The sequence below is a fragment of the sulfur-oxidizing endosymbiont of Gigantopelta aegis genome (assembly GCF_016097415.1).
Lineage (GTDB): Bacteria > Pseudomonadota > Gammaproteobacteria > GRL18 > GRL18 > GRL18.
In genome coordinates this window covers 767473-790464 of sequence record NZ_JAEHGE010000001.1, presented here as the reverse complement: position 1 = coordinate 790464, position 22992 = coordinate 767473, and the positions used below count along the sequence as shown (strand labels likewise).

Sequence of the window (22992 nt, the reverse complement as noted above, 5' to 3'; positions counted from 1 at the left end):
AATGGTAAATATGCCATCAACCAAAGTGGTAAAGACCCACAAAAAAAGAGGTATAAAAATAAATCTTATACCTCTTTTTTATTTACCTAGAAAGAAAATTCAGCTTATTTCTTTTCACTGTCCTTTTCAATTTTCACCGCAAGGTAATCAACCACATTAAATACATTGCCATGGGTTTTTGCTAAGGTACCATTAGTACGGTACTTTCCTTGCACCACGATATTGGGTACGGACTTAATGCCATAGCTCTGGGTCATAGTTTTAGCACGGCGTGTTTTCGCTGCAACAGTGAATGAATTCAGCGCCTGATCCAATTTCTCACCACTCACGCCATTGGCTGCAAACAAGGCTTTTAAGTCATCAAATGAACGGACTTTTTTTCCTTCTCCATGCATGGCTTCAAATATGAGTGGATGCATTTTTTCCTGTACGCCAAGGACTTCTGCGGCATAATATAAAGTAGCCAAGGCTTCCCAGTTTTTGTTAAAGACCGCAGGCACATGGATAAATTCGATGTTATCAGCCTTGGTTTTTTTCCATTGTTCGATATGTGGTTCAAAACGATAGCAATGCGGACAGGCATAAGAGAAAAATTCAATCACTTCAATTTTTCCATCTGTGGGAGCTGGCTGAGCAGTCTTTAGCAACTCATAATCTTTACCTTCAGTATATTCTGCAACTGCCAAAGCACTCATGCCCAGCAAGAGAAGAAGCGTCAAAATTTTGCGCATTTTGTTTTCCTTGTTATTTATAACGTTATAAATAACGTTATTTATAACGTTATTTATAACGTTATTTATTTTGAGTTTAAAATCTATTTCTTTTAGAGTGTTAAACAGCTAAATAGTTCCAGATAACTTAAAGTTCACCATAAGAATGTAAGCCCGACAAAAACATATTAACACCAATAAAGGCAAAAAGTGTAACAAACAAACCAACGACTGACCACCATGCTAATGGTCGGCCACGCCAGCCTTTCGTCAATCTCAAATGCAACCATGCCGCATAATTCAACCAAACAATTAATGCCCAAGTTTCTTTCGGATCCCAGGACCAATAGCCGCCCCATGCTTCCGCTGCCCACATAGCACCTAAAATAGTCGCCAAGGTGAAGAAGGCAAAGCCCAGAGCAATAGACTTATACATGACATCATCGAGAATATCCAAATCAGGGAAACGATTAATGATCGCTCCGTTACGCCCGGCTTTTACCATGGAATCTTTAATCAAATATGCAACACCCAACATCGCAGCCAGAGCAAATGCACCATAGCCCACAAAGTTTGCCGGGACATGAATTTTCATCCAATAGCTTTGTAAAGCAGGTACTAAGGGTTGAATTTCGCTGGCACCACGTGAACCAAAGCCATACCAAAGTAAGAACGCCACGGCAGCACTGATCACCAATAACACAAAGCCACCCATCGTATAGGTTTTGCTTTTACCTTCGTAATAAAGATACAGTAATGCAGTAATAATTGAGAATAGGATAAACACTTCATATAAATTACTGACCGGGAAATGTCCGATATCGACATGAACTAAATAGGATTCACGCCAGCGCACTAAGAGCCCGACAAAGCCCATCACTGTGGCTGACCAAGTCATGGCTGAAGCCGTTTTATTAGTAAATTCAGAGCCTATAATGAGACCAATAAAGTAAGCAACAGTCGCAAGCACATAAAGTGCTGACATCCACATAATGGCGGACTTACTGGAGATTAAGAACTTTAGGAAGAAGTTTGTTTCACCCAAGGCCAAGTTATTACCATAAAGGTAAATGGAGAATAGTGAAATAAGTGTGACAAAAACAATATAGGCTCGCACCGGCTTCCAAAACCAACCCCAGGCGATAATGGATAGCGTGGTACCGATTAAAATACCCAATTCATAGACATCCATTTGAGCTGCATATTGCTGTAACACATAGGCAGTGGCCAAGATTAAAGCGCCTGCCCAGCCCCAATCAAAGAGACTGAGATTGCGCCAAAAACTTTGCTTTTCAAAGAGATTGTCCATTTCCTGACCTGTCATTGACATAATTCAAATACCTAATTTTATTGCGTTATTTTACACGGGTCGTAAACTGCTTATCCAGTAATTGTGAGAGTGCCTGAAACTCCATGGCAAATTCTTTCTGGTGACGGTCACCCGAACCAGCCACCAGTATTTCTGAGCTAGGCTTAGAAGCCTTATCGTCAGAATCATTGCCATCAGAGACAGGCGTAATAATAATCCAAATCCGTTTATGGGCAACATAAAACATCAGTACAATACCTATGCATAATAGCGCACTGCCCAAATAAACTAAATTTTTACCCGGAGACTTCGTCACTTGAAAGCCTGATGCTTCTTTATGTACAAAGGATTTTATCTGGAAATAATAAGGCGCACCATAATTTCCCACCACGCCCATACTATTGACCAGATCATCGTAGTATTGTTCCTGAGCCGGGCTAATATTTTCACTAATATCAACACCCTCAGCATCTAACACTTCTAAGTAAACCGATCCGAGAATAGTTTGCAAGACTTTAAAATAGGACTCTGTCACATCTTTACGCTTATCTTCCGGCACTTTATTGTTGATATCATTCAAGACTTGATCAAAACCACCCTGATTGAACAGTTCTGCTAGGCGCTGCATGACCACTGACATTTGTTTTATCATGTTCTGCATTTCAGGGGCTATATCCTGAGGTGTTTCCTCAAAATCGGGTGCCAGCGATAATAGTGCAGTCTTTGCTGCAATACGTTGCATTTCCATCGTATTGTTCAGCAAGGCACGAAAAGCAAAAAAACGCTTCAAGCTATTAGCATCATCCACGGGGATAAATAAATAACGAAAGGGTTCCGTAGTCGTACTGCGCACACCACTGAGGAAGAAATATCGCCCTTCCTGTTCTTTGGGTAGCATATAGTTAATGAACTCTTTTGCCTGTCCTGATTTGTCGCGCAAACGGAAGGTCAGACTGGGTCCCATATTTTTAAATTTACGGCCAGTTTTCTCCGCATCTGGATTCGGTTGCACATTAGAAACCTTAAATTCATCCAGCTCTAATTTGAATTCACCCTCACCCGTGGTAATAGTGCGGGTATCACCCACGACCATTTTAAAAGCACTATCCGACTGTTGTTTAAGATCCAAGGACCAGCCCTGAATATCAATCACCGAACCACCATCTTCAAAAGATGCCTGATAAATAGCATAATCTTTATAAATCAACGGATGATTGACGGCAATGGTTTTAGCAATGGTTTCACCGCTTTCAATATCTGAGATAACAACATCACTTTCAAATGATTTAGGCATGCCTGATTCGTAATATTCGATACGAAAGTCATTCAGAGTAATGGTAAAAGGGAGTTCCTGCACTAAAAAGCCATTGCGCATCTGTAAAAAGACCAGTCCTGAGGTACTGCCTTCAGGAATATTGGCATTGCCTCGAAAAGCATGGTTTTCATTGGCTTTAAGACGGCTGATATCCGGCACTTGAGAGGCAAACAAATCACGGGTTTCAGGCTTCAACTGTCCCGCTGTCTCACGTAATTTTAAATTAAAATTGCCATCATATAAGGCACTCAGACAAATAAGGATAATGGCACCATGGGTGAAAATATAGCCCAAACGATTCACTGCGCCTTTTTTCGCAGCAATGGTGATCACGCCATTGTCATTTTTCAGGCGTGCTTGATAGCCGCCATTGACTAGCTTGGTTTGTATAAATTGCGCAGAGTCCTCAACTGAACTCGAACTCTGCCATAAACCCGAGGAGTGCATTAGCTTAAGCGACTTGGCAGATACATTGAGACGAAACAGGCGCCATTCCCGCACGATGACAGGAATATAGTGATACAGACAGGTCGCCGTTGAAACCAGCAAAAAGCCTAATAAGAAGACAAACCACCATGAGCTATAAATATCATATAACTCTAGCGAGCGGAACACTTCAAACCAGAAAGGGCCAAATTGCACAATATAAGTATTGTAGCCCTGGTTTTGTTGCAAGATCGTACCAATGATCGAGGCAATTCCGATAATGACAAATAGACTAATTGCCAATTCCATTGAGCTCAGAAAACTCAGAATTACTTTTGCTAAGCCATGTTCCTGACGGTTAGAGCGTTCTCGCTCAACCGCTCGGTCAGGTAAATTCTCATTACTCGGTTTTATTTCATTACTCACATTCTAAACTCAGGTCAAAAAAAAGGGTGGTCAATGACCACCCTTTTACATACAAAAAGCATTGTAACGATTAAAGCTAACGTGTCGCGTTAATACTACCTTTTTTCGTTGTCCGAAAAAAGACTTATTTGCACACGCTTGCGTTACGACTATCGCTAAGCTCAAATCAGACGCTTATGGTTGTAAGCCCTGAATGTATTGAGCAACGGCCTTTATTTCAGGGTCACTCATACGTTTTACCGCACTACGCATCATTTTGTTAGCATCATTATAACGGCCAACCGGCGTGCTATCGGTGCTTTGTGCTGAGGCACGGAAGTCTTTTAATTGCTTTTCAATATAAACGGCCTTTTGGCTCGCTAATTGAGGAAAGCCTGAACCCGGATTACCAGTACCTGTAGTACCATGACAGGCCATACAAGCAGGTACGCCGATTTCTGCAATACCGCCCTTGTATATCGCTTCACCTGCAGTCACTAAAGCTGGATCAGCTTGACCCGCTTTTAGCTTTTGACTAGCAAAAAAAGCAGCTACGTCTTGCATGCCCTGATCATCAAGAGCCATAACCATCGCACTCATGGTTGGATCTTTACGCTTGCCATCTTTAAAGTCTTTTAATTGCTTATAAAGAAAAGTAGCGTGCTGGCCAGCCAAGTTAGGGAAGTTTGGAGTGGCCGCTAATGAGTTTCCATCAGCGCCATGGCATGCAACACAACTTGCTGCTTTTACCTTGCCTGCTTCGGCATCACCTGCCGCATGTAATGTTCCGCTTAAACCTACTACTAGGGCAGCAATAATAGCAATTTTTTTCATGGTATTACCTAAATCTTGATATTTCAAATTTTCACTCTTCATACTTGCTATCACTTTTTCAACATCTTTCATAAAGCTGAAAAATAATAGTAGGTATAAAGAGTACTCATATTTTTGTCAGTGAATCTTGTCAATTAATTACCCTGAAGGTGCTTTTTATAACATGCTCAGGGCAAATACATAGACTTACTTCGCAGCAGCAGCCATATACTCAACAACTTCATGGATCTGAGCTGCAGTCATTTGAGTGCCACCATTAGGAGGCATAGCGCCTTTACCAGAGATAACGGTCTTAACCATTGCATCAACACCGGTAGCTATTCTTGGTGCCCAAAGTGCTTTATCGCCAAATTTAGGCGCGCCAGCAATTCCAGCATCATGACAAGCAAAACATGCGGTTTTATAAAGTGCAGCACCATCAGCAACGGCAGCAGCAGAACCCGCAACAAAAGCAGCGGCAACTAATAGTTTAATTGAGTTTTTCATTTTTACTCCATAATTGTTCATTATTATTACTCCCTATTTATTATAAGGGCAACTTAAATAGTAACTTCTATAGCAATAAATATAGCGATAAAACTGCTGACTGTTCACTTGCAAGAGACTTATGCACAGAAAGCATACTGATAAAAAATTGAGGCTATTTTACACAAAACGGTGTCTCATGACCAACAATTGTTTATAATAAAGTGCTAAAATACTCAATTCTGTTGATATGTGCCAACATTTTCAGTAAAAATATCCTGTAAAAAGAATACACCTGTGGTTTGATCTCTCAATAAGCATTTATTGCTATTAATTAGTGCCTCTAGGGAATCATTTCAAATTCATATTATCATAGCTTAACTGAACAGAAACTTAACATGCCTCAAACACACACTAAACCTAATCCATATCGACGTGCTGAATTTTTGCTCAGCGTCAACAAATGGAGTCAACTGCCTTCTGATGATGCCATAGAAGTTGCCTTTGCCGGGCGTTCTAATGCCGGTAAATCCAGTGCAATTAACACCATCACTGACATCAAAAGTCTCTGTCGTACCTCTAAAACTCCAGGGCGCACACAGATGATCAATTATTTTTCTATTGCAGAAGACCTTCATCTGGTGGATTTACCCGGTTATGGCTATGCTAAAGTACCTCTCAAGGTAAAGCTGCACTGGCAAAATTTACTCGAACGTTATCTGATTGACCGCTTGGCTTTAAAAGGTGTGGTAATGATTATGGATGTGCGCCGCCCACTGACGGAATATGATTGTCTGATGTTGCAATGGTGTCAAAAAGCGCAAATGCCCGCCCATATCTTATTGACCAAGGCTGACAAATTTAAACGTGGAGCGGCACAAAACATCTTGCTGAAAGTACGCCAAACTTTGAACAGCGACTATCCCGGCACGACAGTACAATTGTTTTCAGCACTGAAAAAAACGGGCGTAGATGAAGCACGTGAAAAGTTGGATCAGTGGTTTTATCCACCAAAAGAAGACTAAGACTAACAAAAAAAGGCAAAAAAAAACCCCACCAGAGGTGGGGTACAAAAAAGGGATTAAGTGAAGTGTTCATAAGGCGTGAACTTTATGCACACTATAACTAAGACTCGGCTTTTTTCCCTTAGTTCAAATTATTTCACTTTTTTTGCAAAGCTGGGGCAGAAAATGAGATTCCTGACCAACCCGATTGCATAAAATTGCGTATATTCTGATGATTTTTCTCTTCTGGATGTTGCAATACATCATCACGATAATAGTCTCCAAAACATGCCAGCGTCTGCTCTTCAGACAGATCCTGTAATTGGGCAAAGGCAAATAATTTACACGAACCTGAATTTTCCCCTGCCGCGTTAACTAAGTCACCATTATTAAATGCTGTCTCGGTAAAATCGTATAATGCTTCAATAACCGACATCGTATCAGTAAATTCTATGCTTTCAGGCGCATCCTGTAAGATTTGTAAAAAAGAATTGAGTGTCATTGTTTCCTGGCCTTCCAATTAAGAATTAAAAATTTGTAACTATTGTATACGTACCCATAGAGTATTCGATTAAACCTAAAATAATCAGTTGAATCTACTGATTTTTTTAGGTTAAATATCTTCCATAAAATCCAACATCGCTTGATGACGAATAGTTTTACGGTGATTAGCCCACAGCTCTTTTAATTTATCCTGATCACAGATTTTCCTATCCACCAGCATTCGCGTCTGTAATTCGCCCCTAGCCTTAGTGGTCGGACATTTACTAAAGACGAATTGATTACTGATCAAATCCATAAAAGGCCCGGATTTACTGGTTGGCATAATAAAAATTAATTGCAGACCCAGGGTATTCGTCAAATAATTGATCACTTCACGGGAGCGGGATTCATCCATTTTGGAAAAAGCTTCATCCACCATCACCATACGTAAATGACTATTGCCTTCATTAAAACGAAACGCCGACGTTATCGCCGCAGAACGAATAATATAGGCGGGTGTTTCTAATTGCCCCCCTGATCCCGTACCGTACTGGCTTAAAGGAATAGGCTGTTTGCCCATAGGCTCTTTGTAAATTTCATATTGACGATAATTCCGGTAGTCGCTGATACGCTCCAATTCACGGGTCGCTTTTTGCTCATCATCATCCAGCAACATGGTCATTAATTTGTCGCGGATTTTTTGGGCATTTTCAGAGAGTTCAGCATTAAATAAAGTCGTGCCATCCCCTAAATTAGGCTGTTGAATCACTTCTTTAAAAAACCGTTGATATTCACGAAATTCAGGTACCCAACTATACGCAAAACGAAAGCTTTCCTGATCCGTCCCAAAGCGATGATGGGCTAACTCTGTATTAAGATCATCAAGAATCCGCTTGCCATCATTAATCGCCTGATATATCGAATGACAAAGATTGGTCACAAAGGCGGTATTAAAATCTTCTTTCAGACTAGTGAGTTTTTCCTGTTTTTCTGCCAATACATTGTTTTTTAAACGGTTCTTTATCGAATCCACTTCACCAAGTAGCTGATTAATGCGTTTAAAAAATTCATGGCTATGCAAGGCATAGGTATCCGAGTCATAGGCAATGGCATCGTAATTTTTGCAATGTTGATTATGCTGCATCACCGACTGCTCAATACTGACGGTCGTTTTGCCCAGTTTTTCACGCATGGCATCCAACTCCGTCAGAAAATCCATTTCTTTACCGGCCAAACGGGCACGTTCATCGGCCAGATCTAAAGTCTCTTCCGTATTAAATTCATTATGCACTGAGGCGATTTTTTGTAATTGTTCTTCCTGATGTTCCAGTGCTTGCTCTAATTGATCTTGCGCATCATCCAGCGTTTTTACTTTTTCTTTTTGTTTTTTCAGTTCAACTTGCAAGCCACCTAAATCTTTTAATAAGGTTTTGCCCTGTTGATTCAGTTCATCAAAACTCGACTTACATAATTCCAGCTCTTGTTCCAATGAATTAAAACTACTGAGATCCAAATTCGATAGGGCTGTTTCAGCCTGCTTTAAGCGTCGATGATGATCCAGCATGGTCGTAATAATGCTGACATAGTTTAAATGCTTGATAGGCTCAAGCAAGCTGAATATCTGGCGATTGTTTTGCTGCGCACGATGTAATTTATTGGCATCATCCTGCTGAATGCGCAATTCTTCCTGTTTGGCCAGCAGTGCACGTTCACGCGCCCCCTGACCAAACACCAATTCCGCATCGGGTAAGTCACAACGCCACATACTATAACTGCCGGAAGCCAAGCCATCCGGAGTGATGCCCCTCGCCGTTGAGCGCAAGGCTTCTGCATCCGACACCATTAAGACGTTGCCATAAGAAGCTTTCAGATAGTACTCAGCCGTTTTATGCTCAAACTTCATAATACTGGCAATCGAATCCGTTTTGACATCCAAACGTTTCATATCCCGCTTAGCACGACTGCCCTGAATGACTCTGGCACGATTACGATTGCCACCGGGCATATTACGCACCACGCGAATAGCTTCTGCCTCATAATCTTCTGCCACCAGAATAGAAAAACGTGCCCCACCGAGATAACCTTCTATGGCCATTTGCCACTCAGCATCAAGCACTTCAATATAATCACACAACACTCTGGGATCAGCTTGAGGACATTGTTGCTCGATAGCAATCAAAGCCGCTTGTACATAATGCGGATAGGTAATTTTATGCGCATGCAGGGTGTCAATTTCCTGCTGTTTTTGCTGCATTTTATGCTGAGTTTGCTGTAATAAATTTTCCTGGCGGGTCAGTAATTGCTGTAATTGATCGCGCAAACTAATCGCCATATTAGAGCCATTTTTACTTTGTAGCTCTTTATCATGTAATAGTGCAACGAGACGGTTATGTTCCTGTTCGGCGATGAGTGCATTATCCAGATGGTTTTCCAGCGGTGAAATGTCCACCCAGTCACTACCCAATAAGCTGTGTAAATCGATTTCTGATTTTTCTTTAAGCGCTACGACTTTACGCACTTGTGCCAGCAAGTCTTTGCTATCAAATCCCGGCAGGTCTACACCCAATGAACTTTTTTTCATTGCATCCAGCAAGGCGACACTATTTTCAGTATTCTTACTCAGCAAAAAGTTTTGTTCCAACAAAGGACGGCTTTGTTCTGATAACTGATTATTATGCTGTTCAATCGTTGCCAGCAATTCATCCTTGTCTTTAAGTGCTTTAATGCCCTGACGCTGGGCTTCCAAAGAAACGCGCTCTTGATGCGCCTGATTAAGACGATCTTCAGTAATAATAATTTTCTTTTCATGCTCAATGATATTGGCATTAATTTGCTGCTGTTCTTTTTTAGCCTTTAGATAGCTTGCTTGGTTCACCAAAGACTGACGTTTTGCCTCAGTATAATGGTTTACGATTAAATCGACCCAATGTTCAATATAGCTATGACAGAATTGCCCAGTTTGATCCAATAGGTCAATCGAGGTGATAATAAAGCGTGCATCCTGTTCCATGCCATGAATGGTTTTCATGGACTCGGAAATATCATGAATGGCATCACCCATGTCTTTATTTTCTAAAATTTCCCGTGCCACAAAATCATTAATACTTTTAACGGGCTTATAGGCCATGAAGGAAGAAAACGTTTTTGCCGCATGCATAGCTTCACGATCAGACACGGCATCATGCTTGCCCCGTAAGACTGCATACAAACGCCTTAAGTAGGGTCGCTTCTTGCTATAATATTCAACTGTTTTAGTGCCGTATTTTTTCTTTAATTGCGATTCAATTTCTGTCAGCGGAATAATATGTTTTTCCTGCTGAATAAAATCTGCCTGTTCCAACATTTCACCTTGCAAAATAAAGAAACTCAATTCATCCTGTCGGGCTTGTTTTTGCTTGCCCGACTGTTCCACGTGCGCACGAATACCCATGACTGCGGTAAAAGGTTCTGCACTTTCTCCCTGAGTGGGATGAAAGACTGCAGCTAAATAGCCATCGGTATTCCAGGGGCGCGAATAACTACCATCATCACAACCTAAGACATACGAGGCCAGAGTTCTCACCTGTTTGCCTCGACGACCACGCTGTGTGGTTTCATCTTGGCCTGGATTGTAGTTATAAAGGTTTTCATGGGCTGCTGTCATGATGGTTTGAATACCATCAGCCGCTGTGGTTTTTCCTGAGCCATTACCTCCGGAAAATAAGTTAATCGGGCCAAAATCAAAGTCCAGTAATGGTACATTGCCCCAATTGATAAAAATGACTTTTTTAACAAACATAGATATTTCTATTCAGCCTCATGCGGTACAGTTGTATTAGCATCGTTAGTTGTATTCGTTTCGCCCGACATCTCTTCAGACATCCCTTCGCCAGAAAGAGTAGCCAAGGCATCTTCACTCACAAAGCTAGTAATTGTCGGGCGAATTTTCAACCAATAGTCTTCCTGTTCTTCATCGTCACTCATTTTAAAATGAATCAAGCGCAATTGTTTTAATCTCGCCAATAAGCGATTACGTTCGGTCAAGGTTTCCGGTAGGCTACGATTCAAGAGATTACGCATACCGATGCTCAAGGCTTCCATAGCGATCATGACACAGCCATTTTCATCCATCTGGCCTTCACGCAGAGACTTGTCATACTCTGCACGTAGGACTAACACAACGGCAACATCACTTTGTGACAGACGTTGGCGAAAGCCACTATTAAAAGGCTGATCAACTTCATCGGGCAAGCCGGGGACTTGTGAGCCCGGCGGATAAATGCGCACAAAATGAAAACGTTCATCATGTTGCAGACGAATACCGATCATAATCAGGTAATCTTCCACCAGATTTTTGAGTTGTAAAAAACGGTCATAGAGTTGCTCTTCGACCTGACTTTCATCACGACATAATACGCCATAATCCAATAGGCGAATCAGTAGCTCAGAAAATTCTTCCAGACTATAATTCTTTTTTTCTAATTGTTCGGCAAATAAATCACTGATCATTTAAAGTTCATCTTTATTGGTTGGTATTTTGTCTGAAGACACTTTTTGGGGAGATAGCTCTTTTGGAGACAGATGTTTCAGGGCAATGCTAAATTCATCGAATTGTTTAAAATAACTATTTTTATTAGTCTTCCCCAAAGGCTCAACATGAAAACTAAATTCAGAGCTCATTTGGTTGACTGCACCGAGCTCAATGGCATGCGCCATAGCTAATAAATCATCGGCATTTTTCACTGGCAAGTCTGAGGTGTTAATTTGCTGATGCTGTTGCATGGCTTGCAACATATAATCTTTTAAATCCTTATTACGAATGGAAAAAGCCTGATCCAATAATTGTTGAATCACTAAGTCACGTTGCGCACTTTCATCCAGAGGTTCGTCTTCGGCTAATTCTGTTTGCACTATGCGCTTTTGTCGGCGCTCATTCAACACCACCTGGTGAGGATCCAGCAAGCGTAAACTCAGTGGTGAAATCTGTTCTGCCGCTTGTGTTAAACGTTGCTGCACTGCCTTATCATCTAGGTTTTTTAATGTCTCACAAACTGCTAGGACGTCACTTTGGTTTTGCCCACCAAGATAAGCAATTTGGCGAATAATAATATCGGCCCGTTTGGTAAAACTTTGTAAGGCACGGCGAAGAGCCGGCAACATGGTTTCTGCGGCCTTGCGCATGCGTAGTTCAATGGTATCAAGAATCGTCCATAACACCGATTGATCATCGGCATCGAGCAACTCGGGTGCAACTTGTCTCAAACGCTTTTCAGCCTGAGCCTTGAATTCTTTGCGTTTACGACGGATTTTAGCAATAACCTGATTGATTTGATCGCGATGTTTTTCAACACTATCAGCGGATAAACGAATCGATAAATCCGGCTGAAAGCGTTTTTCCATAAAGTCAAAAAAGTGTTCCGATGCTTGTTGTACCAAGACTTGAGCTTCCACTTCACGCACCAGTTCGCGTTTGCGCTCTTCTAATTCGGCAATCACATCGCTAAAGTCAGCAATAATCCGCTCAGAGTGATGTGTCAACACTTTTCCGGACAGTTTTCTAAATATTTTTTTGGCTGTTTCAAGTGATTTTTGTCATTTTGTATTTCCTATCATTTTAGTTTCTCATGTTAACTTTTTAAACAGATGAAGAGAAAGGGCTTTGCCCTCTGGAACGATAGAGCCGTTCCATTCACCCAAGGTATTTTCACAACGGTAATGATCCTGTTACAATATCTTCACGGCACAGGCTGAGGAGCCGATGGCCGTCAACGGTAATGGGCGGCATTTATGTCGCCTTTTACCCCTCTTCAATCAATCGATTTAAGCTATTTCCTGCTGTATTTCATAATCGACTGGTGACAAATAATCATTAGCCGAATGAAGTCGCTCCCGATTATAAAATACCTCAATATATTCAAATATTGCCTGCTTTGCTTCTACTCTGGTTTTGAATCGACAATGGTGCGTCAATTCAGTTTTCAAACTATGAAAGAAGCTCTCTGATACAGCATTGTCCCAGCAATTTCCTTTGCGGCTCATAGACTGAATTATGTTATGATCCGACAATATTTTTCTATGACTATCAGAGGCATATTGGCTACCTCGGTCAGTATGCCAAAGCAATCCATCCATTGGTTTACGCTTCCATATGGCCATCAGTAAAGCATCATTGACTAGCTTGGCTTTCATTCGCTCATCCATCGACCAGCCAACAATTTGCCTAGAGAATAAGTCAATGACAACCGCTAAATATAACCAGCCTTCCTTGGTGGCAATATAGGTAATATCACCCACATAGTAGCGATCAGGTTGAGAGACAGCAAACTCTCTTTCCAGTAAATTTGGAGATATACGCTTATTATGCTTGGAATTAGTCGTCGCTTTAAAGCGTCTCTTCGTTTTACAAAACAAACCGCTTTTTTTTTCATTAATCGACCAATTCTCCGGCGGCTTATATGAACGCCTTTTTCAGCCAGTTTTCTTTTAAGACGACGGGTTCCATAAGTCTTGCGACTGTCTTCAAACAGTTTTTTAGCTGCTCAGTAAGCGCTTCATTTTTCTTTCTCTCTATCCGTTTTAGGAGAGCTAACCCAATCATAATAGCAACTACGGGAAACATCCATAAAACGGCACAGAATCGTTACCGGGTAATCTTTAGCCTGATCAGTTATCCATGCGTACTTCACAAAGTTTCCCTTGCAAAGTACGCTGTGGCCTTTTTAATAAATCACGCTCCTGAATCACTTTTGCCAATTCTTTTTTCAGACGTTTTACTTCATCATAAATGTGTTCATCACTTCTATTGGCTACCGTCTTCACCGGTTTGGAATATTTACTGATCCAGGTATGTAGAGTATTTACATTAACACCTAGCTCCCTGGCAGTCTGAGAAACGGGTTGATCCGTCTCATTAGCTAATTTGACAGCTGATTCTTTAAATTCTGATGTATAGCTTTTATTCGGTTTTTTTGTTTGATCATTCATTTTAGGTCACACTTTTTATCTTTTAGTTATTTTAAGTTGTGTGTCCGGTTAAGTATAGCCACATTAGAGTATTCATGAGCATCAAGCAAATCATGCACTTCACCACGACTAAGAAAAGCCTCCAGTGCATTGAGAGTATTACGGGTATTACGATGTCGGGTACGCACTTTGGTATGATTGGCTTCGACCAAGGGCTGAGTAAACAAGCGCCCCATGCGACTAAAGGGATAGGTGGACTGAAAAGTAACCTGATCCACCTGTTTTTCAATCCAGCCATTATCCACTAGCAAATTCAAGATCCAACTAGCTTGCTCACGGGTATTTTTAAAACGAGGGGCACTAGATTCCTGCTCATTTTCTACGGATTGTTCTGCTTCTTGCTCTAAGACGGGCGCACGCGCCAAAGCTTCCTCAAAGATTTCAATCAGTTGGTTACGGCGCAAGGATTCACCATAGTCCGCATTGGCACTATAGAGGCGCTCATAAAGCAGACGCAGGCACTCAACCACCTGTTCACGGTACTTGCTGGTCAGAGTAATGTGGCTATACTTAACCGACCCGTTTCTCAGACTGCCAGGGAGCTAGGTGTTAATGTAAATACTCTACATACCTGGATCAGTAAATATTCCAAACCGGTGAAGACGGTAGCCAATAGAAGTGATGAACACATTTATGATGAAGTAAAACGTCTGAAAAAAGAATTGGCAAAAGTGATTCAGGAGCGTGATTTATTAAAAAAGGCCACAGCGTACTTTGCAAGGGAAACTTTGTGAAGTACGCATGGATAACTGATCAGGCTAAAGATTACCCGGTAACGATTCTGTGCCGTTTTATGGATGTTTCCGTAGTTGCTATTATGATTGGGTTAGCTCTCCTAAAACGGATAGAGAGAAAGAAAATGAAGCGCTTACTGAGCAGCTAAAAAACTGTTTGAAGACAGTCGCAAGACTTATGGAACCCGTCGTCTTAAAAGAAAACTGGCTGAAAAAGGCGTTCATATAAGCCGCCGGAGAATTGGTCGATTAATGAAAAAAGCCGGTTTGTTTTGTAAAACGACATCAGAGGCTTGAAGAATTGTTGGCGTTGTTCAGAAAAAAACATCAATAGGGACTAAGAATCACAGTTAAATAAAAGCCAATTGTAGCAGAAATTCTACCTAAGCGAATATTATACATCACTCCTGACCACACCATCAGTTAAGCTTGAAAAATAATTTAAACGGATGACAACAATTAGTCTTATCGTCCCTTAACGGCAGGTCACCGTGTTATTTCGAGTTAATACAAGCTCAAAAAGCAGCAACTGAAAATATCGAATTTCAGAAAGTTATTCTTTCAATAAAATGGTATAACTGTCCATGAAACCATTACATTAAGGTTGAAAAGCAATATTTGATCAAAAGCCGTTATTTTGATCAATTAAGAAAATCTGCTAAACTAAAAACAGTTTTTTGATACAAATAATGGCTTGAAACCTGTATTTTCAGGTGGTATAGTGCCCCCGAAAAACTGGACAATAGGTTAAGATATAAGAGCTAACCTAACGGGGAACAAAAAAATGAGCACAAAAAGAAAAACATTCAACAACAAATTAAAGCAAAAGTAGCCCTTGAGGCTTTGAACATGGTTCAAGGATACCCACTTTTTGAAATCATTTTATATTCAAATAATGGGTGACCACAATCTCCCCAATAATTCATTATCAAGGAAGATAAATATGTCGTGTACAATGTGTGGGATAAAAACAGACTCTGGTTGGGATGGAAAGCCTTTAGACTTATGTTCTGAATGTAAAACATTAGATGATAAAAACAAAATAAAAGACGAAGAAATAGCTGCCAGACTGAAACTTGAAAAACAACAACTAAGGGATGTGGAGCAACAAAATACGTTTAAATTCAGAACCGTTATATTTTTAGCTTTAGGTCTTTTTATTCCTGTTTGGCCCTTCACACTACCGGTAGGTGTCAAGCAAGTTGTCGCCTTTTCCTAAAATATTATTATTCTAAAGAACAAGGGCTTTGCCCTCTGGGACGATAGAGCCGTCCCATTCACCCAAGGTATTTTCACAAGGGTAATGATCCTGTTATAATTCTCTCACGGTACAGGCTGAGGAGACGATGACCGTCAAGGGTAATAAGCGGTTTATGCCGCTTTTTGCTCATCCTCATCCTTTTTCTTTGTATTTACATTAGCTTCATTGACCGGATTCAGCTTGACAACTGGGTTGTGCGTCCAGTCTCTGGTTTTGCCAGACCACCGCTCAGGGTTGCTTCTTTTTGCTGCTTCATATAACTCTCTGCGCAGCTCCAGAAGGGCTATGTCCTTTCCGGTATGCCGTTGTACAGGGGTGACGTATTTCAAGGCACTGTGACGATGTTTCGTGTTGTACCACTGGGCAAACTGATGTACCCATTCTCGTGCATCTTCTAAACTATCAAATGGCTTGGTGGGATACACAGGTGTATATTTCAAGGTCTTAAACAGAGACTCTGAATAGGGATTGTCATTGCTGACCGATGGCCGACTAAATGACGGCACGACACCCAATTTTTGCATAGTAGCCAGCATAGTAGCTCCTTTCATAGGACTGCCGTTATCAGAATGCAGGATCACTTCATGTCCTGGAGGTAGCTGCTCTGCAAATTTTGTTTACGTAAAACCCCTGCGGCCAGCTCTGATGATTCATGATCATGAACTTCCCAACCAACGATCTTTCTGCTAAAAATATCCATAAAAAGATACAGATAAAAATAACGACCTTTCACCTTCGAATATAAATAAGTGATATCCCATCAGCAATTCTCGCTGAGATGAACAATTGAGTTGTAGTGGTGCTTACCAAGCAGAAATAAAAAAACTTTTCGCAGTAACTTTAGCAAAATTAAAAAAATCGAATAAAAAGCTTGCATTTTGAGAAACAAGAGATCAAACTCTTGTTTTTCAATTGGTTGAATGACTTCATGTTAAAAAATATTTCCCTTTTATATGCTTGGTACTGTGAATTTTGGCCTCTTTAAGTCAGCAAAAAAAACATTTAAGTTTTTCTGCCCTGAAACAGGCCATCTCACTGCACTTTCATGCAATCAAAGATAGCCGAGTACAAGGAAAGTGTGATTACAGTCAACATGATGTGCTTATGAGTGCTTTTGCCTGCATGTATTTTCAAGATCCCTCTTTAAGTGAATTTCAGAAACAGATGGAAGAGGAACAGAATCAAAATAATTTACGCACTCTTTTTAATGTTGAAAAAATTCCTAAAAATAGTCAACTAAGAGATATTTTGGATCTCATACCCTCTAAAACATTTGCACCTGCATTTAAAGATTTATTTGAACGACTCAGACGACATAAGCATCTTGAAGAGTATGCCATATTACCCAACACATTGCTTTGTGTTATTGATGGCACGCAATATTATTCCTCTAAGCAAATCCATTGTGACTGTTGTCTTCATAAAGAACATAGAACGGGTGAAATAACCTACAGTCATGCTGTTTTACAAGGTGCCATTATGCACCCCGATAAAAAACAAGTGCTCCCTGTCATGCCTGAAGCAATACAAAATACGGATGGTACAAAAAAACAGGATTGTGAAAGTAATGCAGCCAAACGTTTTATAGCCAATCTAAAAAAAGCACATCCAAGACAAGGATTTATGATTTGTGGTGATGGTTTGATGTCACATCAACCTATGATAGAAGATGTAATTGAAGAAATGATGCATTATTTATTGGTTGCCAAACCTGGTGATCACACATATTTATTTGAATGGCTTGAAGCATTTTCTGAACTCCCATCAATGGACTGGATTGACGAAAAAGGGCACCAACATCATTATCGATGGAAAAATAATGTCCCTTTACATGGCGAAGAAAATGCCATTGAAGTTAACTTTTTTGAATATACCCTCACCAATACCGCAGGGAAAATTATCTACCGAAATAGCTGGGTCACCGACATAAAGATCAGTGAACATAATATTCAAACAATGACCCAGGCGGGTCGATGTCGTTGGAAAATAGAAAACGAATGTTTCAACACATTAAAGAACCAAGGCTATCACATTGAGCATAATTATGGTCATGGGAAGAAGCACCTGAGCTTTAATATGTATCTGTTAACCTTGCTGGCTTTTTATTTCCATCAAATTTTTGAATTAACCGATGGGACTTATCAAGCTTGTCGTAAAAAGTTTGGCTCTAAAAAATTAATGTGGGAAAAGTTCAGAGGGGTTATTACCTTTTTTGTGATGGACTCCTGGGAACATTTAATGGATTTTTTATTGTACAGAGACGATTATGAGGAGATGAGACCTGTAAAAATAAGAAAATAAACCTATTTTAGGGAAAATGCGTCGATTAAACGCAGCATCTCCCGTGCCTGCTATTTAGAAAGAAAGAACAAAAAAATTTTTAAAAAGCATCAGGCAAACAAAAAATGCTGTTTTCAGCTTAATTCATAAGAATAAGTTACTTCACCGAGTTTTGCTGAGAATAGAAACATCAAAGTGATTTTTTTTCGCATTGAGCGTATAATTGTCACATAATATTCAGTTTTTATTGAAGCATGCCTTTATAAGCAGGAACCGTATGGAAAACCAGAACCACAGTGACGAAACCACGCATTTTGGCTATAAAACCGTTAAAACCGGTGATAAAGTCGAAAAAGTAGCCGAAGTCTTTCACTCAGTTGCCAGTAAATACGACATGATGAATGATGTCATGTCTATGGGTGTGCATCGTATCTGGAAGCGTCTGACTATCGAAAAAAGTGGTGTGCGCCGTGGCCATCAGGTGCTGGATCTCGCCGGTGGTACGGGTGATTTAACCATTAAGTTTTCCAAAATGGTGGGCGAAAGTGGTCAGGTCATTCTGAGTGATATCAATGATTCTATGCTCAAAGTCGGTCGTGCTCGTTTATTGGACAAGGGCATCGTTGGTAATGTTGAGTATGTACAGGCCAATGCCGAGTGTCTGCCTTTTCCAGACAATAGTTTTGACTGCATTACCATAGCCTTTGGCCTGCGTAATGTCACCGATAAAGATGCCGCGCTCGCCTCTATGTTTCGGGTATTAAAGCCCGGTGGTCGTCTGCTGATTTTGGAGTTTTCCAAGCCGACTGCACCAGGACTGAGTCCCTTATACGATTTTTATTCCTTCAATATCTTACCTTTTATGGGCAAACTAATTGCCAATGATGCGGAAAGTTATCGCTATTTAGCGGAATCTATTCGTATGCATCCTGATCAGGAAACTCTGAAAGACATGATGGGCAATGCCGGATTTGAGCGTTGTGATTATAGCAATCTGACCGGGGGCATTGTTGCCCTGCATCGTGGCTTTAAGTTTTAAGCTAGTAAGTATTTAGTTTGAAGTTCAGGCTTTGGAGAGTGGGTTTAAATTTTGCAACAAACACAACACATTGATGACATTAATCCTTTACTGATCCCTTTATTGGGCGCAATGGAAGCGGGTTTAAACCAGCTATTTGCTATGGATCCTGAAACATTTGCTCGCCTGGCACATTTTAAGGGACGCATTATTGCTTTTCATATCACTGATATGAAGCAAACACTCTATTTTCTCCCCGATCAACAAGGTATCCAAATTATTAGTCACTATGCCGGTGAAGCGGATACGGTGATCAGTGGTTCTCTCATGGCTTTTAGCCAGATGGCCATGGGCGATGAAAAGTCCAAAACGGCTGCGGTCTTTAAGGGTGATATCAGCATCAGTGGTGACATTGCTCTGGGGCAGCACTTCCAGGCCTTATTCAAACAATTGGATATTGATTGGGAAGAACATTTATCCCATATTACCGGCGATGTCATTGCCCATTCATTGGGAAATTTGGCGCGTGGTTTTCTCGGTTGGGGAAAAAACACCTTGAACACCATGACACTGGATGTCGGTGAATATGTTCAATACGAGTCCCGTGATATTGCCTCCGGCCCTGAAATTCATCATTTTAATGAGCAAATTGATCGCTTACGTAACGATGTCGAACGTGCCGAAGCTCGACTAAGCCGTTTATTGCAAACCCTTGAAAATAAGAAGTCCGCAGAGTGAAAAGTATCAGCCATTTTTTCCACCTGCTCTTTATCTCGCGCGTCTTACTCCGTCATGGTTTGGATGAGCTAGTACTCAATACCCATTTATTCAGACCGTTACGCTTAGTACGCTTCCTGTCCCCCTCATTTTGGTTACGCCATCGTACTCGCCGCCCACGCGGTGAACGCATTCGTATGGCACTGGAAGATTTAGGGCCCATTTTTGTTAAATTTGGCCAAATACTCTCCACCCGCAGAGATTTACTCCCTGATGATCTCGCTGATGAACTGGCCAAACTACAGGATCAAGTGCCACCTTTTTCCAGTGACAAAGCCATAGCGATTATAGAAAGCTCCTTTAAACTACCTCTCGATCAAATCTTTCAGGAATTCGATCCGGTGCCTTTAGCCTCTGCCTCTATCGCTCAGGTACACAAGGCCACTTTGCTCGATGGCCGTGAAATGGTGGTGAAAGTTGTTCGACCGGATATTGAAAAAGTCATCCGCCGCGATCTGGCCTTGCTCTATGTCATTGCTGATAAGGTCGAACAATTCTGGTCAGAGGGCAAGCGTCTGCGTCCTCATGAGGTGGTGGAAGAATTTGATAAAAATATTATTGATGAATTGGATCTACTGCGTGAAGCAGCCAATACCTCACAGCTAAGACGCAATTTTAAAGACTCACCGCTATTATATATTCCCGAGGTTGACTGGGATCATTGCCGCAAGAAAGTCATGGTCATGGAGCGTATCCACGGTATGCCGGTCACTAATATGGCTGATATCAAGGCCATGGACATTGATTTTAAGCGCTTGGCCGAAATAGGCGTGGAAATCTTTTTTACCCAAGTGTTTCGTGATAATTTCTTTCATGCCGATATGCATCCGGGCAATATTTTTGTGTCCAACTCCGGGCAATACATCGCCATTGATTTTGGTATTATGGGCAGTCTGAGCACCGATGATCAGCGCTACCTGGCAGAAAATTTTCTGGCCTTTTTTAATCGTGATTATTATCGAGTAGCCGAACTACACGTGCAATCCGGATGGGTACCTGCCGACACCCGTATTGATGATTTTGAATCCGCTATTCGCTCTGTCTGTGAGCCTATTTTTGAAAAGCCGCTGCATGAAATTTCTTTTGGCCAATTACTCCTGCGCTTGTTTCAAACAGCCCGCCGCTTTAATATGGAAGTACAACCACAATTAGTGTTATTGCAAAAAACTTTATTAAACATTGAAGGCCTAGGCCGCCAGCTTTATCCTGAATTGGATCTCTGGGACACGGCCAAGCCTTATTTAGAAAACTGGATGAAGGAACAACTCGGTTTTCGCTCCTTCAGCAAAAAAATTAAACATAATGCGCCCTTGTGGATTGAGCAATTACCTGAGTTTCCTAATCATGTGTTCGATGTCGTACAACAAGCACGGCAAGGTAAGTTGCGCATTAATTATCAGAGTAAAACGCTGGATCGCATTGAGCAACAATTAGAAAAACAGGGTCAATCATCCGCACGCACAATGATCAGTGCAGCACTATTGATCTGTGGTGCGATTCTCTATTCATCAAATCTCTTTTTTGAGGCTCAGATAGTAGCAGGATTGGGGATCATCGGTGGGGTTTGGGCTTATTTTAAATAAGTATTGCTAGGTAATGCTGGGAGCATGGAAAAATCGGCACAAATCAAACCTTGTTTACACTTCAGGTGTAGGATGTGGTGAGTACAACGAACCGCATCAAAGAGGTACATTTAAAACCATTGATGCGGTTCGTTCCTCACCACATCCTACTAATGTAGAGATAAATTGGTTTATTTTATCTGTCCCGACGCGATCTCAGTTAAACGATTTCTTGTAAAAAATTGTTTAAAGTACCCGTTTAGCAGTATTGAGTAATTGATCGGGATTAAATGGTTTGACTAACCAGCCTGTCGCACCAGCCGCTTTACCTTCTGCTTTCTTCGCCGGGCCTGCTTCAGTCGTCAATACTAACACCGGTACAAATTTAAAATTTGGCAATTTACGCAATTCTCTGGTAAAAGCCAAGCCATCCATTACTGGCATATTAACGTCGGTAAAGACGAGATCAAAACTCTGGCTTTTAGCCGCTGTCAGTCCTTGCAAGCCATCATTGGCTTCTGTTACGTCATAACCTGCACCTTTAAGGGTGAAGGAAATCATTTGTCTCATGGATGCTGAGTCATCAACTACTAATATCTTTTTGGCCATTATCTTCTCTTTAATAAACGTTTATATCTTGGTAATATTTATCTTACAGAATAATGATCGTCAATAAGTAATAATAAATCAAGCTTTCTAAAAAATTTAATGTTCAGTCCGCCAATCAATTGCTTGCTGTCCCTGCTGTTTTAAAAATTGATTGATCTGCGAGAACGGTTTGCTACCAAAAAAACCACGATAAGCCGACAAGGGTGAGGGGTGAGGGGAACGAATAACAAGGTGTCGTTGAGCATCAATCATCGCGCCTTTTTTTTGTGCATAAGCCCCCCATAAAACAAAGGCAATAGGACGTGCTTGCTGATTCAATTCATTAATCACTGCATCGGTAAAGAATTCCCAGCCCTTACCCTGATGCGCATTAGCCTGACCACTTTCGACGGTTAGGACGCTATTCAATAAGAGCACACCCTGTTCTGCCCAGGACTGTAAGTGACCACTTTGGTTCACGATACCCAAATCATCCTGTAATTCCTTATAAATATTAACCAGTGACTTGGGAGGCTTTATACCCGGCAACACTGAAAAACACAGCCCATGGGCATGCCCCGGTGTCGGATAGGGATCCTGGCCAAGAATAACCACTTTGACCTGCTCGGGCAGGGTAGTATTGAGGGCATTAAACCATAGACTTGAATGGGGCAGGATAGCTTTACCCTGTTCTTTTTCCTGTTGTAGAAACTGTTTTAGCTTCGCCATCGTCTCTGATTCAAAGACCGGAAATAATTTCTTTTTCCAGACATCAATTAATTGAATATCACTCACATTTTATTCTCTATTGTTAAGTTT

Annotated in this window: 20 protein-coding genes and 3 pseudogenes; 9 read left to right on the top strand and 14 right to left on the bottom strand. The window is 41.1% G+C overall.

The features are described from left to right. Window positions 1-104 precede the first annotated feature (104 nt). From JEU79_RS04020 to JEU79_RS04000, 5 genes are all read right to left on the bottom strand, one after another. Window positions 105-731, bottom strand: coding sequence for a thiol:disulfide interchange protein DsbA/DsbL (locus tag JEU79_RS04020; protein WP_198263066.1), 627 nt, complete (start codon window positions 729-731; stop codon window positions 105-107). Between the two features lie 127 nt (window positions 732-858). Then, on the bottom strand, window positions 859-2040 hold the full coding sequence (gene ccsB, locus JEU79_RS04015) for a c-type cytochrome biogenesis protein CcsB (RefSeq protein ID WP_198263065.1): 1182 nt from the start codon (window positions 2038-2040) through the stop codon (window positions 859-861). 25 nt (window positions 2041-2065) lie between these two features. Continuing rightward, window positions 2066-4186, bottom strand: coding sequence for a cytochrome c biogenesis protein ResB (locus tag JEU79_RS04010; protein WP_198263064.1), 2121 nt, complete (start codon window positions 4184-4186; stop codon window positions 2066-2068). 174 nt (window positions 4187-4360) lie between these two features. Beyond that, the gene (locus JEU79_RS04005) at window positions 4361-4999 is read right to left on the bottom strand and encodes a c-type cytochrome (RefSeq protein ID WP_198265850.1); all 639 of its coding nucleotides are present in this window, start codon (window positions 4997-4999) and stop codon (window positions 4361-4363) included. Between the two features lie 186 nt (window positions 5000-5185). Beyond that, the gene (locus JEU79_RS04000; protein WP_198263063.1) at window positions 5186-5506 is read right to left on the bottom strand and encodes a c-type cytochrome; all 321 of its coding nucleotides are present in this window, start codon (window positions 5504-5506) and stop codon (window positions 5186-5188) included. A gap of 356 nt (window positions 5507-5862) precedes the next feature. Here JEU79_RS04000 and yihA point away from each other — a divergent pair, with 356 nt between their 5' ends. Continuing rightward, a complete protein-coding gene (gene yihA / locus JEU79_RS03995) occupies window positions 5863-6489 on the top strand; it encodes a ribosome biogenesis GTP-binding protein YihA/YsxC (protein ID WP_198263062.1) in 627 nt (208 codons plus the stop codon). 136 nt (window positions 6490-6625) lie between these two features. Here yihA and JEU79_RS03990 read toward each other — a convergent pair whose 3' ends face one another. The 6 genes and pseudogenes from JEU79_RS03990 to JEU79_RS03965 all read right to left on the bottom strand — a co-directional run. Then, a complete protein-coding gene (locus JEU79_RS03990) occupies window positions 6626-6970 on the bottom strand; it encodes a HopJ type III effector protein (protein ID WP_198263061.1) in 345 nt (114 codons plus the stop codon). Between the two features lie 111 nt (window positions 6971-7081). Beyond that, window positions 7082-10729: an ATP-binding protein gene (locus tag JEU79_RS03985; RefSeq protein WP_198263060.1), complete on the bottom strand. Its 3648-nt coding sequence runs from the start codon at window positions 10727-10729 to the stop codon at window positions 7082-7084. 8 nt (window positions 10730-10737) lie between these two features. Further along, on the bottom strand, window positions 10738-11439 hold the full coding sequence (locus tag JEU79_RS03980; protein ID WP_198263059.1) for a DUF4194 domain-containing protein: 702 nt from the start codon (window positions 11437-11439) through the stop codon (window positions 10738-10740). Beyond that, a complete protein-coding gene (locus JEU79_RS03975) occupies window positions 11440-12471 on the bottom strand; it encodes a Wadjet anti-phage system protein JetA family protein (protein ID WP_198263058.1) in 1032 nt (343 codons plus the stop codon). Window positions 12472-12750: 279 nt separating this feature from the next. Beyond that, window positions 12751-13914, bottom strand: a pseudogene (locus JEU79_RS03970) (IS3 family transposase). Between the two features lie 41 nt (window positions 13915-13955). Beyond that, window positions 13956-14483 (bottom strand): annotated as a pseudogene (locus JEU79_RS03965) (Wadjet anti-phage system protein JetA family protein); the annotation flags it as partial. Between JEU79_RS03965 and JEU79_RS03960 the strand changes: the two are divergent. From JEU79_RS03960 to JEU79_RS03945, 4 genes are all read left to right on the top strand, one after another. Further along, window positions 14454-14687 carry a transposase gene (locus tag JEU79_RS03960; RefSeq protein ID WP_198263056.1) on the top strand — a complete coding sequence of 78 codons (234 nt, stop codon included), beginning with the start codon at window positions 14454-14456 and terminating at the stop codon, window positions 14685-14687. The pseudogene JEU79_RS03965 and the gene JEU79_RS03960 sit on opposite strands and share 30 nt — an antisense overlap. Continuing rightward, window positions 14684-14836 carry a hypothetical protein gene (locus JEU79_RS03955; RefSeq protein WP_198263055.1) on the top strand — a complete coding sequence of 51 codons (153 nt, stop codon included), beginning with the start codon at window positions 14684-14686 and terminating at the stop codon, window positions 14834-14836. The genes JEU79_RS03960 and JEU79_RS03955 overlap by 4 nt, the downstream gene beginning before the upstream one ends. 4 nt (window positions 14837-14840) lie before the next feature. Next, window positions 14841-14984 (top strand): IS3 family transposase, encoded by a 144-nt coding sequence (locus JEU79_RS03950; protein WP_198265849.1) that lies wholly within the window; start codon window positions 14841-14843, stop codon window positions 14982-14984. A 574-nt stretch (window positions 14985-15558) separates the two neighbouring features. Then, window positions 15559-15906, top strand: a complete 348-nt coding sequence (locus JEU79_RS03945; protein ID WP_214660486.1) for a hypothetical protein — start codon at window positions 15559-15561, stop codon at window positions 15904-15906. Between the two features lie 152 nt (window positions 15907-16058). Here the strand turns inward: JEU79_RS03945 and JEU79_RS25995 are convergent. Then, window positions 16059-16708, bottom strand: a pseudogene (locus tag JEU79_RS25995) (transposase); the annotation flags it as partial. Between the two features lie 212 nt (window positions 16709-16920). On the opposite strand from JEU79_RS25995, the gene JEU79_RS03935 reads away from it, so the two are divergent. From JEU79_RS03935 to ubiB, 4 genes are all read left to right on the top strand, one after another. Further along, window positions 16921-18249 (top strand): transposase family protein, encoded by a 1329-nt coding sequence (locus tag JEU79_RS03935; protein ID WP_198263052.1) that lies wholly within the window; start codon window positions 16921-16923, stop codon window positions 18247-18249. Window positions 18250-18505: 256 nt separating this feature from the next. Further along, the gene (gene ubiE / locus JEU79_RS03930) at window positions 18506-19267 is read left to right on the top strand and encodes a bifunctional demethylmenaquinone methyltransferase/2-methoxy-6-polyprenyl-1,4-benzoquinol methylase UbiE (protein ID WP_198263051.1); all 762 of its coding nucleotides are present in this window, start codon (window positions 18506-18508) and stop codon (window positions 19265-19267) included. 51 nt (window positions 19268-19318) lie between these two features. Next, window positions 19319-19984 (top strand): ubiquinone biosynthesis accessory factor UbiJ, encoded by a 666-nt coding sequence (locus JEU79_RS03925; RefSeq protein ID WP_198263050.1) that lies wholly within the window; start codon window positions 19319-19321, stop codon window positions 19982-19984. Then, on the top strand, window positions 19981-21606 hold the full coding sequence (gene ubiB, locus JEU79_RS03920; protein WP_198263049.1) for a ubiquinone biosynthesis regulatory protein kinase UbiB: 1626 nt from the start codon (window positions 19981-19983) through the stop codon (window positions 21604-21606). The genes JEU79_RS03925 and ubiB overlap by 4 nt, the downstream gene beginning before the upstream one ends. A 225-nt stretch (window positions 21607-21831) precedes the next feature. On the opposite strand, the gene JEU79_RS03915 is transcribed toward ubiB, so the two are convergent. Together JEU79_RS03915 and ung are read right to left on the bottom strand one after the other, a co-directional pair. Then, window positions 21832-22194: a response regulator gene (locus tag JEU79_RS03915; RefSeq protein ID WP_198263048.1), complete on the bottom strand. Its 363-nt coding sequence runs from the start codon at window positions 22192-22194 to the stop codon at window positions 21832-21834. Window positions 22195-22290: 96 nt separating this feature from the next. Further along, window positions 22291-22959: a uracil-DNA glycosylase gene (gene ung, locus JEU79_RS03910; protein WP_281401039.1), complete on the bottom strand. Its 669-nt coding sequence runs from the start codon at window positions 22957-22959 to the stop codon at window positions 22291-22293. Window positions 22960-22992: the final 33 nt, after the last annotated feature.

Excerpts from the sequence above, each read along its gene's own strand:
- JEU79_RS03985 (WP_198263060.1), bottom strand. The coding sequence starts at position 10,729 with ATGTTTGTTAAAAAAGTCATTTTTATCAATTGGGGCAATGTACCATTA.
- JEU79_RS03915 (WP_198263048.1), bottom strand. The coding sequence starts at position 22,194 with ATGGCCAAAAAGATATTAGTAGTTGATGACTCAGCATCCATGAGACAA.
- JEU79_RS04000 (WP_198263063.1), bottom strand. The coding sequence starts at position 5,506 with ATGAACAATTATGGAGTAAAAATGAAAAACTCAATTAAACTATTAGTT.
- JEU79_RS04020 (WP_198263066.1), bottom strand. The coding sequence starts at position 731 with ATGCGCAAAATTTTGACGCTTCTTCTCTTGCTGGGCATGAGTGCTTTG.
- JEU79_RS03980 (WP_198263059.1), bottom strand. The coding sequence starts at position 11,439 with ATGATCAGTGATTTATTTGCCGAACAATTAGAAAAAAAGAATTATAGT.
- yihA (WP_198263062.1), top strand. The coding sequence starts at position 5,863 with ATGCCTCAAACACACACTAAACCTAATCCATATCGACGTGCTGAATTT.
- JEU79_RS04005 (WP_198265850.1), bottom strand. The coding sequence starts at position 4,999 with ATGAAAAAAATTGCTATTATTGCTGCCCTAGTAGTAGGTTTAAGCGGA.
- JEU79_RS03990 (WP_198263061.1), bottom strand. The coding sequence starts at position 6,970 with ATGACACTCAATTCTTTTTTACAAATCTTACAGGATGCGCCTGAAAGC.
- ccsB (WP_198263065.1), bottom strand. The coding sequence starts at position 2,040 with ATGTCAATGACAGGTCAGGAAATGGACAATCTCTTTGAAAAGCAAAGT.
- ubiE (WP_198263051.1), top strand. The coding sequence starts at position 18,506 with ATGGAAAACCAGAACCACAGTGACGAAACCACGCATTTTGGCTATAAA.